The organism is Mesorhizobium sp. B2-4-3 (assembly GCF_006442815.1).
Classification (GTDB): Bacteria; Pseudomonadota; Alphaproteobacteria; order Rhizobiales; family Rhizobiaceae; genus Mesorhizobium.
Map to the genome: position 1 here is coordinate 1 of NZ_VFVL01000046.1, position 15,357 is coordinate 15,357.

At 64.9% G+C, this 15,357-nt stretch carries 13 protein-coding genes; 11 read left to right on the forward strand and 2 right to left on the reverse strand.

Annotated features, from left to right (window positions below; genetic code table 11):
* Window positions 1-314: 314 nt before the first annotated feature.
* The 5 genes from FJ956_RS28340 to FJ956_RS28365 all read left to right on the forward strand — a co-directional run bounded on the left by FJ956_RS28340 (window position 315) and on the right by FJ956_RS28365 (window position 7,335).
* Window positions 315-1,619, forward strand: a complete 1,305-nt coding sequence (locus FJ956_RS28340) for a Xaa-Pro peptidase family protein (protein WP_140684102.1) — start codon at window positions 315-317, stop codon at window positions 1,617-1,619.
* Between the two features lie 268 nt (window positions 1,620-1,887).
* Complete coding sequence (locus FJ956_RS28350) at window positions 1,888-2,565, forward strand: isochorismatase family protein (RefSeq protein WP_140684104.1); 678 nt, start codon at window positions 1,888-1,890, stop codon at window positions 2,563-2,565.
* Window positions 2,566-2,570: 5 nt separating this feature from the next.
* Window positions 2,571-3,614 carry an alpha/beta hydrolase gene (locus tag FJ956_RS28355; RefSeq protein ID WP_140684106.1) on the forward strand — a complete coding sequence of 348 codons (1,044 nt, stop codon included), beginning with the start codon at window positions 2,571-2,573 and terminating at the stop codon, window positions 3,612-3,614.
* A gap of 261 nt (window positions 3,615-3,875) precedes the next feature.
* Window positions 3,876-5,516 (forward strand): ABC transporter substrate-binding protein, encoded by a 1,641-nt coding sequence (locus tag FJ956_RS28360; protein ID WP_140684108.1) that lies wholly within the window; start codon window positions 3,876-3,878, stop codon window positions 5,514-5,516.
* Window positions 5,517-5,649: 133 nt separating this feature from the next.
* Complete coding sequence (locus FJ956_RS28365; RefSeq protein WP_140684110.1) at window positions 5,650-7,335, forward strand: tetratricopeptide repeat protein; 1,686 nt, start codon at window positions 5,650-5,652, stop codon at window positions 7,333-7,335.
* Window positions 7,336-7,396: 61 nt separating this feature from the next.
* Here the strand turns inward: FJ956_RS28365 and FJ956_RS28370 are convergent, their stop codons facing one another.
* Window positions 7,397-8,278, reverse strand: a complete 882-nt coding sequence (locus tag FJ956_RS28370; protein ID WP_140684112.1) for a hypothetical protein — start codon at window positions 8,276-8,278, stop codon at window positions 7,397-7,399.
* Window positions 8,279-8,464: 186 nt separating this feature from the next.
* Complete coding sequence (locus FJ956_RS28375; protein ID WP_246672227.1) at window positions 8,465-9,292, reverse strand: hypothetical protein; 828 nt, start codon at window positions 9,290-9,292, stop codon at window positions 8,465-8,467.
* A 104-nt stretch (window positions 9,293-9,396) separates the two neighbouring features.
* On the opposite strand from FJ956_RS28375, the gene FJ956_RS28380 reads away from it, so the two are divergent.
* The 6 genes from FJ956_RS28380 to FJ956_RS28405 are packed head-to-tail and all read left to right on the forward strand — an operon-like array spanning window position 9,397 to window position 15,356.
* On the forward strand, window positions 9,397-10,023 hold the full coding sequence (locus FJ956_RS28380; protein WP_140684114.1) for a DUF4129 domain-containing protein: 627 nt from the start codon (window positions 9,397-9,399) through the stop codon (window positions 10,021-10,023).
* The gene (locus FJ956_RS28385; RefSeq protein WP_140684116.1) at window positions 10,020-11,234 is read left to right on the forward strand and encodes a DUF4350 domain-containing protein; all 1,215 of its coding nucleotides are present in this window, start codon (window positions 10,020-10,022) and stop codon (window positions 11,232-11,234) included. Before FJ956_RS28380 ends, FJ956_RS28385 begins: the two co-directional genes overlap by 4 nt.
* Window positions 11,221-12,177, forward strand: coding sequence for a MoxR family ATPase (locus FJ956_RS28390; RefSeq protein ID WP_140684118.1), 957 nt, complete (start codon window positions 11,221-11,223; stop codon window positions 12,175-12,177). Before FJ956_RS28385 ends, FJ956_RS28390 begins: the two co-directional genes overlap by 14 nt.
* Window positions 12,174-13,478 carry a DUF58 domain-containing protein gene (locus FJ956_RS28395; protein WP_140684120.1) on the forward strand — a complete coding sequence of 435 codons (1,305 nt, stop codon included), beginning with the start codon at window positions 12,174-12,176 and terminating at the stop codon, window positions 13,476-13,478. The genes FJ956_RS28390 and FJ956_RS28395 overlap by 4 nt, the downstream gene beginning before the upstream one ends.
* Window positions 13,475-14,491, forward strand: a complete 1,017-nt coding sequence (locus tag FJ956_RS28400; protein ID WP_140684122.1) for a stage II sporulation protein M — start codon at window positions 13,475-13,477, stop codon at window positions 14,489-14,491. The genes FJ956_RS28395 and FJ956_RS28400 overlap by 4 nt, the downstream gene beginning before the upstream one ends.
* Complete coding sequence (locus FJ956_RS28405) at window positions 14,478-15,356, forward strand: RDD family protein (RefSeq protein WP_140684124.1); 879 nt, start codon at window positions 14,478-14,480, stop codon at window positions 15,354-15,356. The genes FJ956_RS28400 and FJ956_RS28405 overlap by 14 nt, the downstream gene beginning before the upstream one ends.
* Window position 15,357 lies beyond the last annotated feature (1 nt).

The following is a 15,357-nucleotide window of genomic DNA, read 5'->3' on the forward strand; positions in this document are numbered from 1 at the left end:
CCAAAGTGGCCCGAGCGCCTTTCAAAAAACGCCCATCTGCCTCATGCGCTAAATATCGGCTCCCGTGCAAAACCCTCACAAGGGGAGAGATCAGTAGCTTCGGCGCCCCGCTCATTCTGCAACGTTGGCGATTGGCGAAAGCCGCGATGATGGCTGATCTCCCCCCTTGTGGGGGAGATGCCCGGCAGGGCAGAGGGGGGCGCGAAGGATCACGGCATTGCCCGTTCGCCTGCGGCACTCAGCACAACATCTGCGGAATGCCGCACAAGCCGAAAACCTCATCAGGCTATGTTCTCCACATCAGGAGGCCCCGCATGAGCATCGTCGTTTTCGATCCCGACAGCACCGAGGATGTGGACTTCAAGGACCGCATGCGCCACCCGGCCGCGGCCGATCCGGCCGGCGGCATGTGGCTGTCCGACACCGAGCCGTCCTTCATCGATGCCGACGCGCTGCGCAAGGGGCGGCTCGCCAAGCTGCGCGCCTGGATGCGCGAGGCGGGTTATGGCGGCATCGTGCTGTTCGACCCCTATAACCAGCGCTACGCCACCGGCTCGCGCAACATGTTCGGCTATTTCCTGCGCAATTCGACGCGGTACTTCTTCATCCCGAACGAAGGGCCGATCGTGCTGTTCGAATATCCGCAGAGCTACCATGTCTCGATGGTGCTCGACACGATCGACGAGGCGCGGCCGTCCAAGCTCGTCTGGTCCTCCGTCTCTGGTCGCGATGACGAGACCGCCGGGCCGTTCGCCGATGAGATCACAGAGCTTCTGAAGAAGCATGGCGGCGGCTCGATGAAGCTCGGGCTCGACCGCTGCAGCCACCTCCAGGCGCTGGCCCTGGAAAAGCGCGGCTGCGAGGTCCGGGACTGCCAGGGCGAGATCCTGGCGGTGCGCGCGGTGAAAACGCCAGAGGAAGTGAAGTGCCTGCTGGCCTCCATGGCCGGCGCCGAGGCCGCGGTGGCGGCGGTGCGCGAGGCGATCAAGCCCGGCGTGTCCGAAAACGACCTGTTCGCCATCATGTATGGCGAGGTCATCCGGCAAGGCGGCGAGTTCATCGAGACCCGGTTGCTCACGTCGGGCCAGCGCACCAACCCGTGGTTCAACGAGGCGAGCGGTCGCAAGATCAGGCCCGGCGAATTGCTGGCGCTCGATACCGACACGATCGGCTGCTACGGCTATTATTCCGACTTCTCGCGCACCTTCCGCTGCGGCCCGGGCAAGCCTACGCCTTATCAGAAATCGCTCTACCGCATGGCGCACGACCAGGTGCAGCACAACATCTCGATCGTGAAGCCCGGCATGGCGTTCCGCGAGATTGCCGAGAAGGCCTGGAAAATCCCCGACCGCTTCGTCGACCAGCGCTACACCTCGGTTATGCACGGCGTCGGCATGCATGGCGAAACGCCTTTCATCGCGCACTCGATGGACTACGAGACCTACGGCCGCGACGGCATCATCGTGCCTGGCATGGTGGTGAGCGTGGAAAGCTATATCGGCGAGAAAGGCGGCCGCGAAGGCGTCAAGCTCGAGGACGAGATCCTGATCACCGAGACCGGCACCGAACTGCTCTCGCGGTTTCCTTATGAGGATGAGTTTTTGGAGCCGCAGGTTTGATGCAGGCAAGCACGATGAGCACCGGTCCGGCATCGCGGGCCTTGGCGATTGGCCGCAACACCTGTGCCGTCGTCATTCTAGGGCGAAGCAAGGAGCGAAGCGACGCGGCGCAGACCCTAGAATCCATGCCGTTCCGTATCCGCTTCGCCACGGTCCGGAATTCTGATAGCCAGCGATCGACGATCAATGTAACGGCATGGATTCCAGGGTCTTCGCGACGCCGCTTCGCGGCTGCTTCGCCCTGGAATGACGAAGTTTGAGCATCCGCATGAAAACGCCCATTTCCATTCGACGCGGCACGGTGGCCGCGGTGTTCGTCGATCTCCAGGAGGAGCATCGCAAGGACAGACGCTATCTGGTCGAGGGCTTTGCCGACATCCTCGCCAACGTCCAGTGCCTGCAGGAAGCGGCGCGGCGCAATTTCGTGCCGCTCCACCATTGGGCCTATATCGTCGATCTCGCCGAGGCGCGGCCGTTCCATCCCGTCGACGAGAGCGGCAAGTCGGCCTTCTCCGACAAGGACGATCCGCTGACGGCGATCTGCCATGAGGTAGCGCCGCAAAACGGCGAAGCCACCCTGGTCAAGCAGGAAGCCAGCGCCTTCGGCAAGAACGATTTCGGCGACAAGCTCAAGGCAGCCGGCATCGAATGGCTGGTGATTGCCGGCGTCTGGACCGAAGCCTGCATCGACGCCACGGTGAAGGACGCGGTGGCACGCGGTTTTCGCGTGCTGCTGGTCAAGGATGCCTGCGGCAGCGCAAGTGCGGCCATGCACCAGACCGGCATCCTCAACCTCGCCAACCGGCTCTATGGCGGCGCCGTCGCCAACACGCTCGACGCCTGCCGGCTGATGGCAGGCGACACGGTGAGCGTCTGGCAGGTCGAGGGCTCGGTGCCGCTGCGCTTCACCTTCGAGAACGCGGCGCGGCTCTACGCCGAGCTTTGACGACAGTGGCCAGCAACCCACACAATTCGGCGAGGCGCGGCGACTATGCCGATCGGCTCGACCCGGAGCTGTGGGACTATATCGACCAGGTCGACAGCTGGTACCCGCCGCAGATCGTGGCCGCGCCGATCGCCGAGCAGCGCGCCGTGTACGACAAAATGTGCGTGGCTTTCCATCAAGGACATCCCGAAGGCGTGACGACCAGCGACGGTCTTGTCGCCACGGCGGCGCATGCCATCCCAGTCCGGCGCTACCGCATGGCGGGCAAGGCGGCAGCGGCGATCGTCGTCTATTATCATGGCGGCGGCTTCGTGCTCGGCGATCTCGACAGCCATGACGACATCTGTGCCGAAATCTGCGCCGGCACCGGTTTCGAGGTGGTCTCGGCCGACTATCGGCTGGCGCCGGAGCATCTGCATCCAGCCTCCTTCGACGATGCTTTTGCCGTGTTCGAATGGGTCGCCGCGACCAGCACGCTGCCGATCTTGCTTTGCGGCGAAAGCGCCGGCGGCAACCTCGCCGCCGCGGTGGCGCAAGCGACGCGACATCATGCGCGGCACGCCATCGGCCAGATGTTGATCTATCCCGGCCTGGGCGGCGACGAGAGCGGGCGTTCCTATGTCGAGCACGCCGAGGCGCCGCTGCTGACGCTCGCCGACATCGAGTTCTACCGCAGCATTCGGTCCGCGCCCGGACAGTCGACGGACGACCCAACCTTCTCGCCGCTCAAGGACCGAGATTTCTCCGGCCTGCCGCCGACCGTCATCGTCACCGCCGAATGCGACCCGCTGTCATCCGATGGCGAGGCCTATCGCGACCGCATCCTTGCCGCCGGCGGACAAGCGTGGTGGCGCGAGGAGCCGCGGCTGGTGCACAGTTTTTTGCGGGCGCGCCCTACGGTGCCGCGCGCAGCGGAGGCGTTCGTGAGGACTATTGGCGACATCGTCAGGCTGGGCGCCGGTGGCGGAGCGCCGATCTCCCCCCTCGTGGGGGAGATGGCCGGCAGGCCAGAGGGGGGCGCGAAGGATCGCGACCCTTCGGTTTCCTAACGTCCGACATCTGCCTGAGAAGACATCTCCAATCCGCTGAGACGTATGGCGGGACACCGCCCCCCTCTGTCCTACCGGACATCTCCCCCACAAGGGGGGAGATCAGCTGTCCCCCTGCGGAACAGCGCACAAGAACTGCGGAAAACCAAACATTTCGCCATCGAAAGCGGACCTATCATCGCCCAGCAGGCAACGGCGCTCCGGCGGTCGCGTCCGCCCTCGCATGGCGGCCCCGAGCGCCCAACAACAGAGGGAACGACGATGAAATTCATGCTGACCGACAGAAAACTGCACCCGCGTGCCAAGCCGATCGCCGACGATTTCAGGAAGGGCGCGATCAGCCGGCGCGAATATCTGGCTTTGATGGCCGGCTTTGGCGTCAGCGCCGCCGGCGCGATGGCGCTGGGCGGTATCGCTCCCTCGCCTGCCCGTGCCGCCGAGCCGAAAAAGGGCGGCGTGCTCCGTGTGGCGATGAACGTCAAGGGCTTCAAGGATCCGCGCACCTTCGACGGCGTCGAGATGTCGAATGTCGCGCGCCAGTGCAACGAATATCTGGTACGCTGGAAGACCGACTTTTCCTTCGAGCCGTGGCTGCTGGAAAGCTGGGAAACCAGCGACGACGCCAAGACGATCACGCTTCACGTGCGCAAGGGCATCACCTGGTCGAACGGCGACACTTTCAACGCCGACGACGTGATCCACAACCTCAACCGCTGGTGCGATGCCTCGGTCGCCGGCAATTCGGTCGCCGCGCGCATGGGCGCGCTGGTCAATGCCGACACCAAGAAGCCGGTCGACGGCGGTATCCAGAAGATCGACGACCATACCGTCAAGATCAACCTGCCGAAGCCCGACATCTCGCTGATCGCCGGCATGGCCGACTATCCGGCGCTGATCATGCACCGCTCCTATGAGGGCGATGCCGACCCGAAGAAGGCTTTGGCCATCACCACCGGCCCCTGCGAGCTGGTGAGCTGGGACGCCGAGACGGGCGCGGAGGTGAAGCGCAAGGACAAGCCCTGGTGGAAGGGCGAATTCCATCTCGACGGCATCAAATGGGTCGACTACGGCTCGGACCCCAACGCGACGCTGTCGGCCTTCGAATCCGGCGAGATCGACACCGACCACGAAACCGCCTCGGACGCGGTGTCGCAGACCGACCAGATGGGCCTGCAGAACTCCGAGATCGCCACCGGCTCGACCATCGTCGCGCGCTTCAATGTCTCCAACGCGCCCTATGACGACGTCAGGGTGCGCCGCGCCGCCCAGCTCGCCGTCGACAATGCGGCCGTGCTGAAGCTCGGCCTCGACGGCCGCGGAAAGCCCGCCGACAACCACCATGTCGGCCCCATGCATCCGGAATTCGCCGATATCGGCCCGGCCAAGCAGGACGTCGATCAGGCCAAGAAGCTGATCGCGGAAGCCGGCAAGGCCGACCACGAATATGAGCTGATCTCGGTCGACCTCGAATGGCAAAAGAGCACCGCCGACGCGATCGCGGCGCAAATCCGCGAGGCGGGCCTCAAAGTCAAGCGCACGGTGTTGCCGGCCGCGACCTTCTGGAACGACTGGGCGAAGTTTCCCTATTCCTGCACCGAATGGCTCGGCCGGCCGCTCGGCGTCCAGGTGCTGGCTTTAGCCTACAAGTCCGGCGCGGCCTGGAATGAAAGCGCCTATGCCAACAAGGAGTTCGACGAGTTGCTCGACAAGGCGCTTGCGACGCCGGACGCTGCGGCGCGCAAGGAGATCATGGCCAAGATCGAGACCAATCTGCGCGACTCCGGCATCATCATCCAGCCCTATTGGCGCTCGGTCTACCGCACCTACCGCAAGGGCGTGCAGGGTTGCGAACAGCACCAGGCGCTCGAGCAGCATTTCGAGAAGGTGTGGCTGGAGTCCTGATCCTCCCAGGACGCGGTCGGCCGGTGCGGCTCTCCAAGCCGCGCCGGCCGTTTGCTGTTTGCCAAGCCAACGCATTTCAGCTCAGAGTGCGCCGACCGGCCGTACGCCGGCGGAATGCGAGAAGCTGCAAGGCATGGACCACTTCGATCTCGGCACCTATCGCCGACCCATCTCCACATCCTCGACCGAGACGCAGCGCTGGTTCGATATCGGGCTGAACTGGTGCTACGGCTTCAACCACGAGGAAGGGATAAAATGCTTCGAGAGGGCGCTGGAGACCGATCCCGGCTGCGCCTTCGTGCATTGGGGCATCGCCTATGCCGCCGGGCCTTTCTACAATTTGACGTGGAAGGAACATGGCAAGGCCGAGGCCGACCATGCCGCCAGGCGCTGCTTCGAGCATGCGCGGCTTGCGCAAGCCAACGCCGCAAGCGCGAGCCCTGTCGAACGGCGGCTGATCGAGGCGCTGGCCGTCCGCTTCCAGCAGCCGCATGGCGTGGATGCCGCGGAATTCGAAAAATGGGACGATGCCTATGCGGCCGCCATGCGGCAGGTTTATCGCACGTTCCCCGACGACCATGACGTGATGGCGCTGACGGTCGAGGCGCTGATGATGCGCACGGTGCGGCGCCTGTGGCACCTCAAGACCGGAGCGCCGGCACCGAATTCCGACGTCCTCGAAGCGCTGGATATCTGCGAACGCTCGATCCGGCTCTCGGACGAGGCAGGTGCTGCGCCGCATCCGGCGGCGCTCCATCTCCATATCCATCTGCTCGAAATGTCGACGCAGCCTGAGCGCGGCATGCGCTCGGCGGAGCGGCTGGGCACGATGTGCCCGGATGCCGGCCACATGAACCATATGCCGGGGCACATCCATGTGCTCTGTGGCGAGTATGAGAAGGCGAAGCTCGCCAGCGAGAAAGCGGTGCGCGCCAACGATCTCTACCTCGCCTATGCCGGCGAGCCGACCTATTACCTGCTCGGCTGCTGCCACGACCTGCATCTGATGATGTTCACCTGCATGTTGCTTGGCCAGTACCGCCCAGCGCTCTGGGCGGGCGACAAGGTGCGCAGCCTGGTGACGCGCGACGTCGTCAGCATTGCCGGGCGGCCGAAGCTGACGCAGACGGTCGAGGGCTATCATGCGATGAAATCGCATGTGCAGGTCCGCTTCGGGCGCTGGCGCGAGATCATCGACGAGCCGATGAACGGCGAGCCCAACCTCTACGTTGTGACCACCGCGCTGCAGCACTACGCCAAGGGCGTGGCGCATGCGACGCTGCGCGACTTCGCGGCAGCCGAGCGCGAGCGCGATTTACTTAGCCGGCAAATCGACAGCATTCCGCCGGAACGCCGCTTCCTCAGCAACCCGACAAAAGCCTCGCTCGCGGTGGGCGCAGCACTGCTCGACGGCGAGCTCGCCTACCACCAGGGGCGGCATGACGAGGCCTACGAGCATCTGCGGCGCGCAATCGAGCTCGACGACAATCTCTCCTACACCGAGCCGTGGGCCTGGATGCACCCGCCGCGCCATGCGCTGGCCGCACTCCTTCTCGACCAGGGCCACACGGCCGAGGCCGAGCAGGTCTATCGCGACGATCTGGGCCTGAGCGGCGCCGTGCAGCGCTGCGCCCAGCATCCAGACAATGTCTGGGCGCTGCACGGGCTGGTCGAATGCCTGAAGCGACGCGGCGAGAAGGAGGAACTGCCGGGATTGCAGGCGAAGCTGGCGGCGGCGCTTGCCAAGGCGGACGTAGCGATCACCTCGTCATGCCTGTGCCGGACAAGCGTGCAGGCAGACCATTGCTGTTGTCATTAAGCCATCTCGCGTTAGCGACAGTGGGCACTTATGAAAAGACTTCCGACAGGTCATACACCTGCTACGAGAAGATCTCCGCCAGTTCGCCGATACTCGCGCCCTCCTTGACCTGGCGCAGCTCGACATAGATGACCGCGATCGCCACCGAAATCACCGCCGAGAAGACGGTCGACAGCAGACTGCTCCCGACCGACCCGACAATGATTCCGCTACCGGAGAGCCCGCTGGCCGAGGCCAAGGCAAACCGGAACAGCAGCGAGAACGCCGCCTGAAGCAGCCCGGCAGCGATGCCAATGATCAGAAGCAACCCGAAGATCGGCCAACGGCTGCCTTTGGTCAGCGCCCGGCTGCGCGATATCGAGCCGAGCACGCCAAGCCTTTCCTGAACCGCCACGGGGATCGCAACCGAAATGCTGATCAGCCACATCGCCGCGGGAATGAAGGCCACGGCTACTCCGATGGGCCATCCGATGAAGAGCCCGCCAAAGGCCAGGATCGAAGCGACCACCCCCATCGCGACGGCGGCCAATACAAGGGCGACAAAGACGATGAAGCCTATCCCCAGCATGGGAAAGAACCTGCGCAGCGCAACCTGTATACAGTCGCCGACCGCCGGGCGTCTGCCGTTAAGGTTGTCGACGGTCAACCGCACCAAGGCTGCCTGCGCGAGAAAGCTGAGCACCAGAAACACCAGGCCGGCAATTACCGATGCCGCCGCGAACCTTGCCATGTCCTCGCTTTCGAAAGTAGAGGCGCTCTCTAGCTGGCGGATTCTGGCAAGCTGGGTGAGGTTCCAAAGATTGTAGATAAAGGTGGGCAATGCGGAAAACAGGCCGACGATCACGGCAAGCGGACCGAAGCTGCGGCCGATCACCGCGAATGTGTTGCTGAACACCCGGCCGATGCTGAACTTCTCTGGCCTGCCGCTTGTGATCGACGCCATCTATATTTCCCCCGTCTAGTGAAGGCGCAAAATCGAACAATATAAATCTTCAAGATTGATACTTGCGGATTGGGGAGTTGCAATCCCTCCGGCATGTTGCACCATCGCCAGAAGGCGGGCGGCAGCCGAAGCCGCCAGTTGGCAATGGATCAGTTGCTCTCTTGCGGGCCGAATGGGCGCGCTCGGCTACGAGAAGATCTCCGCCAGTTCGTCGATGCTTGCACCTTCCTTCGCCTGGCGCAGTTCCACGTAGCTCACCGCTGTTGCGATCGACAGCACCATCGACACCACGGTCTGCACCAGCGCGGCTCCGATCTCGGCTATTATGCCGCCGAACAGCACGAGAACGAGCAATATTCCCCACTGGATGATCATCGCGATGATGATGAGAATGAGGAACAGACCGAAAAGCGCCCAGCGGCTGCCCTTGGTCAGGACCCGGCTGCGCGACATCGAGCCGAACACGCCCCGCCGCTCTTGGATGAGGACCGGAACCGCCATCGACCAGCCGAGCCACAGGATGATGCCCGGCACGATCAACAGCATCAGGCCGATGCCCGCGCCGAGACCGACGAGAAGGCCGATCGCCAGCGTCGGCAGCAGAAAGCGGATCGCAATCTGGATGCAGTCGCCAAAGGACGGACGCTTGCCATTGAGGTCCTCAATGGTCGCCCGTACCAGCGCCGACTGCAGCAGCAGCGCGCACACGAACGAAATCAACCCGGCGATGATGGTGATGTAGGAATTGCGAAACATGGCGCCTGGGTCGGCCATGGCGGCAGGGTCGCGCTGCATCATTGCGTCGATCTGCGGCTGGGTCCACAGCCTGACGAGCAATGCCGGCAGGCCCGCAAACAAAGCCGCCAACCCCACGCAAAGTCCGATGTTTCGGCCAATCACGCCGAAGGTGTTGCTGAATACCCTGCCGATCTCGAATCTGCCGGGTTGTCCCAATGTCGCAGTCGTCATGATAATTTCCCCCGAGTCACCACCGTATCCAACCGATGACTTCAAAGTAAATTTGCCAAGATTGAAGGGCTACGTCCAGTGCGCTTGCAATTGTCATGGCGTATTGCCAGTGTCGGCCCCGAACCGCAGGTTGCAGGGGGAACGAGCGGGTGACAGCCGCAGCGACGGAAGAGGCCGGACGGCTGGCGCAGTTGCACAGGCAACTGCTGGCGGACGATTCGATCCAGTTCGGGCTGCCGACCTATGTACGGCCCGAGCCGCCGGCGTGGCTGAAGCCCGTGCTGGAGAGCCTGGCCAAGCTCGGTCCCTACATGATCTATCTGTTCTGGGGCGCGGTGATCATCGGCGTCGCGATCATTGCCTTTCTGCTTTTCCTCGAGGCAAAAGGCGTTGCCTGGCGCCTGCCATGGCGGCGGAAACGCGAAGAGACCGAAGCCAAGGAAGAATGGCGCCCTGACGCGGGGGCTGCCCAGGTTCTGCTCTCCGAGGCCGATGCGCTTGCCGCGCGCGGCGAGTTTGACGAGGCGGTGCATCTACTGTTGCGCCGCAGCGTCGCCGACATCGCCACCCGGCTGCCCAACTTCCTGCGCCCGTCGCTGACCGCGCGCGATATCGCGGCGGCGGGCTCCATCCCCACTCGGCCCCGCGCCGCGTTCAGCGAGATCGCCCGCATCGTCGAGGCAGCCTTGTTTGCCCGCCGTCCCGTCGGCGCGGAGGGCTGGCGGCAGGCGCGCGGCGCCTATGAGCGTTTCGCCTTCCGGGATGCCTGGGCATGAGCGCGCAGCCCGCCGAGACGACCGAGGCGCCGTTCAGCCGCAGAACCTTGTTCTGGGGCATTTTCGCCAGCCTGCTGGCGGCGGCCGGTTTTTTCCTTTTGTCCACCTATGCGCCGGATTTCCGCCAGCCCGAGGGCGGCGCCACGCCGTTTTCGAAGGGCGGCACCGGCTATGCAGGGCTCGTCGAATGGCTGAAGCTCACCAATGGACAGGCGCCGCCTATGGAACGCGGCAAGAAGGACCTCGCGTCGCCGCTGGCATCAACCTTCCTGCTGGTCGTCACCATCGCGCCGGACAACGACCCGGCCGCGCTCGACCGCCTCATCAAGCTGCGCTCCGGCAAGGATACGCTTTTCGTCCTGCCGAAATGGCAGACCTTTCCCTTGTTCAGCCATGACGGCTGGGAGCAAAAGGTCGAGCGGCTGCCCAATACGGTCGTCAACGACTGGCTCGGCCGCATCGCCAAGGCGAAGCTCGGCGAGGCGAAGAACACGCTCTCGCAGATCAATATCGCCGGCCGAACGGTGCCCGCGCCGGCCGAGCTGCAATGGGTAGCGGACGATCACCCTCTGATCGCGGCGGGCGACGGCAGGGCTATCCTGACCGAGCTGGACAATGAACCCTTCTACATCCTCACCGATCCCGATTTCATCAACAATGCCGGGCTCAAGGACGAGCAGACGGCAGCCGCCGCGCTCGACATAATCGCCATGATCGAGCCCGCCAAGGGCGCCGTCATGTTCGACCTGATGCTGCACGGCATCGGCCAGAAATACGATCTCGCCAAGCTTTTGGTCGAACCGCCCTTCCTGGCTTTGACGCTCTCGGTGCTGGTGGCGGCCGCGCTTGCCTTCCTGCACGGGCTCGGCCGCTTCGGCCCGCCGCGCGCGGAAGGCCGCGCCATCGCCTTCGGCAAGCAGGCACTGGTCGACACGACGGCGATGCTGCTCAGGCGCGCCGGGCGACTGCAAGAACTTGGCGACCGCTATGCAACGCTGGTGCGGCAGCGCGCCGGCGCCTTGCTCGGCGCGCCGCACGGGCTGCAGGGCGAAGCGCTCGACCACTGGCTCGATTCCCGCGACAAGGGCGAGACGCATGGCTTCAGCCGGCGCTTCAAGGCCGCGAATGAATCCAACAATTTGGCCGCAATGCATGAAGCAGCCGAACAGCTGCATGACTGGACGGCAAGGAGGCTCGGTGAACGTCGATGAAGTGAAAGCCCTGGCGGGCGCGATCAGGGAAGAAGTCGCGAAAGCGATCACCGGACAGCGCGATACGGTCGACCTGATGCTGACGGCGTTGTTTGCCGGCGGGCATATCCTGCTCGAAGGACCGCCGGGCACCGCCAAGACCATGACGGCGCGTTGCTTCGCGCAGGCGCTCGGCGTCGCCTATGGCCGCATCCAGTTCACGCCCGACCTGATGCCCGGCGATATCGTCGGCTCCAACATCTACAATTTCCAGACCGGGCAGTTCACGCTGACTCGCGGCCCGATCTTCTGCGACCTTCTGCTTGCCGACGAGATCAACCGCACGCCGCCGAAGACGCAAGCAGCACTCCTCGAAGCCATGCAGGAGCACGCCGTCACCTTCGACGGCACCACGCATTCGCTGGGCGGGAACTTCATGGTGGTGGCGACGCAGAATCCGATCGAGCATCAGGGCGTCTATCCGCTGCCCGAAGCGCAACTCGACCGCTTCCTGTTCAAGCATCGGGTGAGCTATCCGGATCTCACGGAAGAGCGCGCCATCATCGTCCATCACGGCGGCGGCTCGGCCTCGCACGATATCGAGCAATACGGCATCAAGGCGCGGACCGACCGCAAGACGCTGGAAGCGGCACTTGCCACGGTCGGCGACGTCACGCTGGTCAACGATGTCGTCGGCTATATCGCGGCGCTTGTGCGCGGCACGCGCGAAAGCCCCGACCTGGAAGTGGGAGCGAGTCCACGCGCGGGCGCCATGCTGGCGCGAGCCGCGCGCGCCAGGGCGGCGCTCGACGGCCGCAACTATGTCATCCCGGACGACGTCAAGGCGCTGGCCGTGCCGGCGCTGCGCCACCGTGTCGTTCTCTCGCCGGCGGCGCAGATCGACGGGCGGCTGGTCGAGCAGATCGTCTCCGACCTCGTCGACCATACGGAAGCGCCGCGTTGATCTATCCGAGCGGCCGAGCGGTCTGGGCAGCGGCGGCGGGGGCAATCCCCGCCTTCCTGATCGCGCTTGCGCTGCCGCATGTCTGGTATCTCGGCCTGTTGTGGATCTGCCTGCTGCTTGCATTCCTGGCGGTGGACGCCGCCGCGGGCAGAGGCCGCGCGTCGCTCAATTCCACACTGACGGCGCCGCCGCAGGTTGGCGTCGGCGGGCGCTTCACGCTGCATATCGCGGCGGGTTTCGGCGCCAAGCTGCGGCGCCTGCAGGCGCGTGTCGGACACGACACGCGGCTCCAGCCGGTCGCCGGCACCGGCGGCTCGCTGCCGGCCAATGGCGGCACGCTAGACCTCGAATTCGAGGCCATCCGCCGCGGCATCGCCAGTTTCGACCGCCTGTGGCTGCGCTGGCAGGGCCCATTCGGGTTGATCTGGAACCAGGTCGTGCTGCCTGTCGACCGCAAGGTCGCGGTGCTGCCCGATGTCAGCAGCGCGCGCGACGAGGCGATCACACTTCTGCAGCGCTCCGCTCTTGCCGATGGTCATGCGCAGAAGCGCGCCGGCCAGGGCCGCGAGTTCGAGTCGCTGAAGGATTACCAGCCCGGCATGGGCCGCCGCATGATCGACTGGAAACGCAGCGCCCGCCACGGCAAGCTTCTGGCGCGCGAATTCCGGATCGAGGAGAACAACAACATCGTTCTGGCCATCGACAGCGGCCGGCTGATGTGCGAGCCGGTCGACGGCGTGCCGAAGGTCGACCGGGCGGTGACGGCGGCGCTCCTGTCGGCCTTCATCGCGCTCAAGGGCGGTGATCTCGTCAGCCTGTTTTCCTTCGATGCCAGGCCGCGCGTTTCGAGCGGCGCGGTGCGCGGCTCGCCGAGCTTCACCATGATCCAGAAGCGCGCCGCCGAGATCGACTATTCGACCGAGGAGACCAACTTCACCCTGGCGCTGACGACGCTTTCGGCCAAGCTCGACCGGCGCTCGCTGGTCATCGTCTTCACCGACTTCGTCGATCCGATCAGCGCCGAGCTGATGCTGCGCACCGTCGGCCGGCTGACCGAGCGGCATCTGGTGCTGTTCATGCTGATGAAAGACGTGGAGCTGGAGACTCTGGCCGACATGGCGCCGGCGGCGCCGGAGGACGTCGCCCGTTCCGTCACCGCCGGCGATCTGTTGCGGCAGCGGCAGGTGGTGATCGGCAGGCTCAGGCTGCTCGGCGCACATGTCATCGAGGCCGACCATCAACGGCTCGGCCCGGCGCTGGTCGAGCGCTATATCCAGCTCAAGGAGGAGAACCTCTTATGACGCTGTCCGCCGGCACCGACGCGGTGCGCCAGTCGCTGGCAAGCTTCCGCCAGGAGCGCGAGGCCGACTGGAAAGCCTTCGAGGCGCTGCTCGCGCGCGTCGAGAAGCGCGCGCCGCGCGCGCTATCGGAAGACGAATTGTTGTCGCTGCCGCTGCTCTACCGTTCGGCGCTGTCGTCGCTATCGGTGGCGCGCGCGACCTCGCTCGACAGTGCGCTGATCGCCTATCTCGAGGCGCTCTGCCTGCGCGGCTATTTCTATCTCTATGGCGCCAGGCGGAGCCTGCGGACGCGCATCGGCGATTTCTTCCTGCACGATTGGCCGGCTGCGATCCGCGATCTGTGGCGCGAGGTGTGGACATCGGTCGGGCTGACGGTGATCGGCGCCATTGCCGGCTATTGGCTGGTCGCTTCCGACAAGCGCTGGTACGACGCCATCATCGCGCCGAGCCTGGCCGGCGGGCGCAATCCGGATTCGTCGGCCGAGACGCTGCGCGGCGTGCTTTACGGCGGCGGCGACCATTTTCTATCGGGCTTTGCCGCCTATCTCTTCACGCACAACACGCAGGTCTCGATCCTGGCCTTCGCGCTGGGCTTCGCCTTCGCCGTGCCGAGCGTGCTGATCATCCTGATGAATGGCTGCATGCTCGGCGCCATTTTCCAGATCTATGCCGCCAAGGGGCTCGGCTTCGAGCTCGGCGGCTGGCTGTCGATCCACGGCACGACGGAGCTGTTCGCCATCGCCATCGCGGGCGCGGCCGGCATGCGCATCGGCACCAGCATCGCCTTTCCCGGCGAGCTGACCCGCATGGCGGCCGCCGCCCAGGCCGGTCGCGTGGCGGCCACCGCCATGATCGGCGTCACGGTGATGCTGCTTTTTGCCGGACTGCTCGAAGGCATCGGCCGGCAGACGATCGCCAGCGACATCGCCCGCTATTCGATCGGCGGCGGCATGCTGGCGCTCTGGATCTGCTATTTCTACCTGTTCCGGATGGTGCGGCATGGCGACCGCTAGGACAGCAAAGGTCAAGAACCCGGCAGCACTGATCCGTCCGCTGGTGACACCCGAAGGCGTCGACCTGCGGGTCAAGCTGGCGGATGCCGGCACCCGCGCTTCCGGATTCCTGCTTGACGTGGTGATCATCATCGTGGCGGCCGTGGTCGTCTCCCTGGTGATAATCTTCGGCCTTGCCGGCCTCGGCTTCCAGGACGCGCAGCCGCTGTTCATCGTCTGGATCATCTTCATCTTCTTCCTGCGCAACGTCTATTTCATCGCCTTCGAAGCGGGACGGCGGGCAGCCACGCCGGGCAAGCGCATGGTTGGCGTGAGGGTCGCGTCGCGCAGCGGCGCCGGCCTCACCCTCGACCAGGTCATCGCGCGCAATCTGATGCGCGAGATCGAGGTGTTCCTGCCGCTGTCGATCCTCGCCGCGCGCGCCAGCGCCGATGTCGCCGACACGCTGACGACCATCTTCGGCCTGGTCTGGGCGCTGCTGTTCTCGCTGTTCCCGCTGTTCAACCGCGACCGGCTCAGAATCGGCGACCTGCTCGCCGGCACCTGGGTGGTCGAGGCGCCGAAAGTGGCGCTGCTCGAGGACCTTTCGCGGCGCAAGGACCCGATCGCGGCACGCTTCCAGTTCAGCCCCGCGCAGCTCGACGCCTATGGTATTGCCGAGTTGCAGAAGCTGGAGGAAGTGCTGCGCCGCGACGATTATTCGGCGCTGAAGGCGGTGGCCGAGACCATCGCCCGCAAGATCGGCGCCTGGGTCGAGCCGATCGATTCAAAGGCTTTTCTCACCGCTTACTACGGCGAGCTGCGCGCGCATCTGGAGCGCAAGCTGCTGCTCGGGAACCGTAAGGCGGATAAGTATGCGAGGTAGG

What these genes read in the sequence shown, in the direction of transcription:
- FJ956_RS28340 (WP_140684102.1), top strand. Translation starts at nt 315, where the DNA reads ATGAGCATCGTCGTTTTCGATCCCGACAGCACCGAGGATGTGGACTTC.
- FJ956_RS28350 (WP_140684104.1), top strand. Translation starts at nt 1,888, where the DNA reads ATGAAAACGCCCATTTCCATTCGACGCGGCACGGTGGCCGCGGTGTTC.
- FJ956_RS28360 (WP_140684108.1), top strand. Translation starts at nt 3,876, where the DNA reads ATGAAATTCATGCTGACCGACAGAAAACTGCACCCGCGTGCCAAGCCG.
- FJ956_RS28365 (WP_140684110.1), top strand. Translation starts at nt 5,650, where the DNA reads ATGGACCACTTCGATCTCGGCACCTATCGCCGACCCATCTCCACATCC.
- FJ956_RS28370 (WP_140684112.1), bottom strand. Translation starts at nt 8,278, where the DNA reads ATGGCGTCGATCACAAGCGGCAGGCCAGAGAAGTTCAGCATCGGCCGG.
- FJ956_RS28385 (WP_140684116.1), top strand. Translation starts at nt 10,020, where the DNA reads ATGAGCGCGCAGCCCGCCGAGACGACCGAGGCGCCGTTCAGCCGCAGA.
- FJ956_RS28400 (WP_140684122.1), top strand. Translation starts at nt 13,475, where the DNA reads ATGACGCTGTCCGCCGGCACCGACGCGGTGCGCCAGTCGCTGGCAAGC.
- FJ956_RS28405 (WP_140684124.1), top strand. Translation starts at nt 14,478, where the DNA reads ATGGCGACCGCTAGGACAGCAAAGGTCAAGAACCCGGCAGCACTGATC.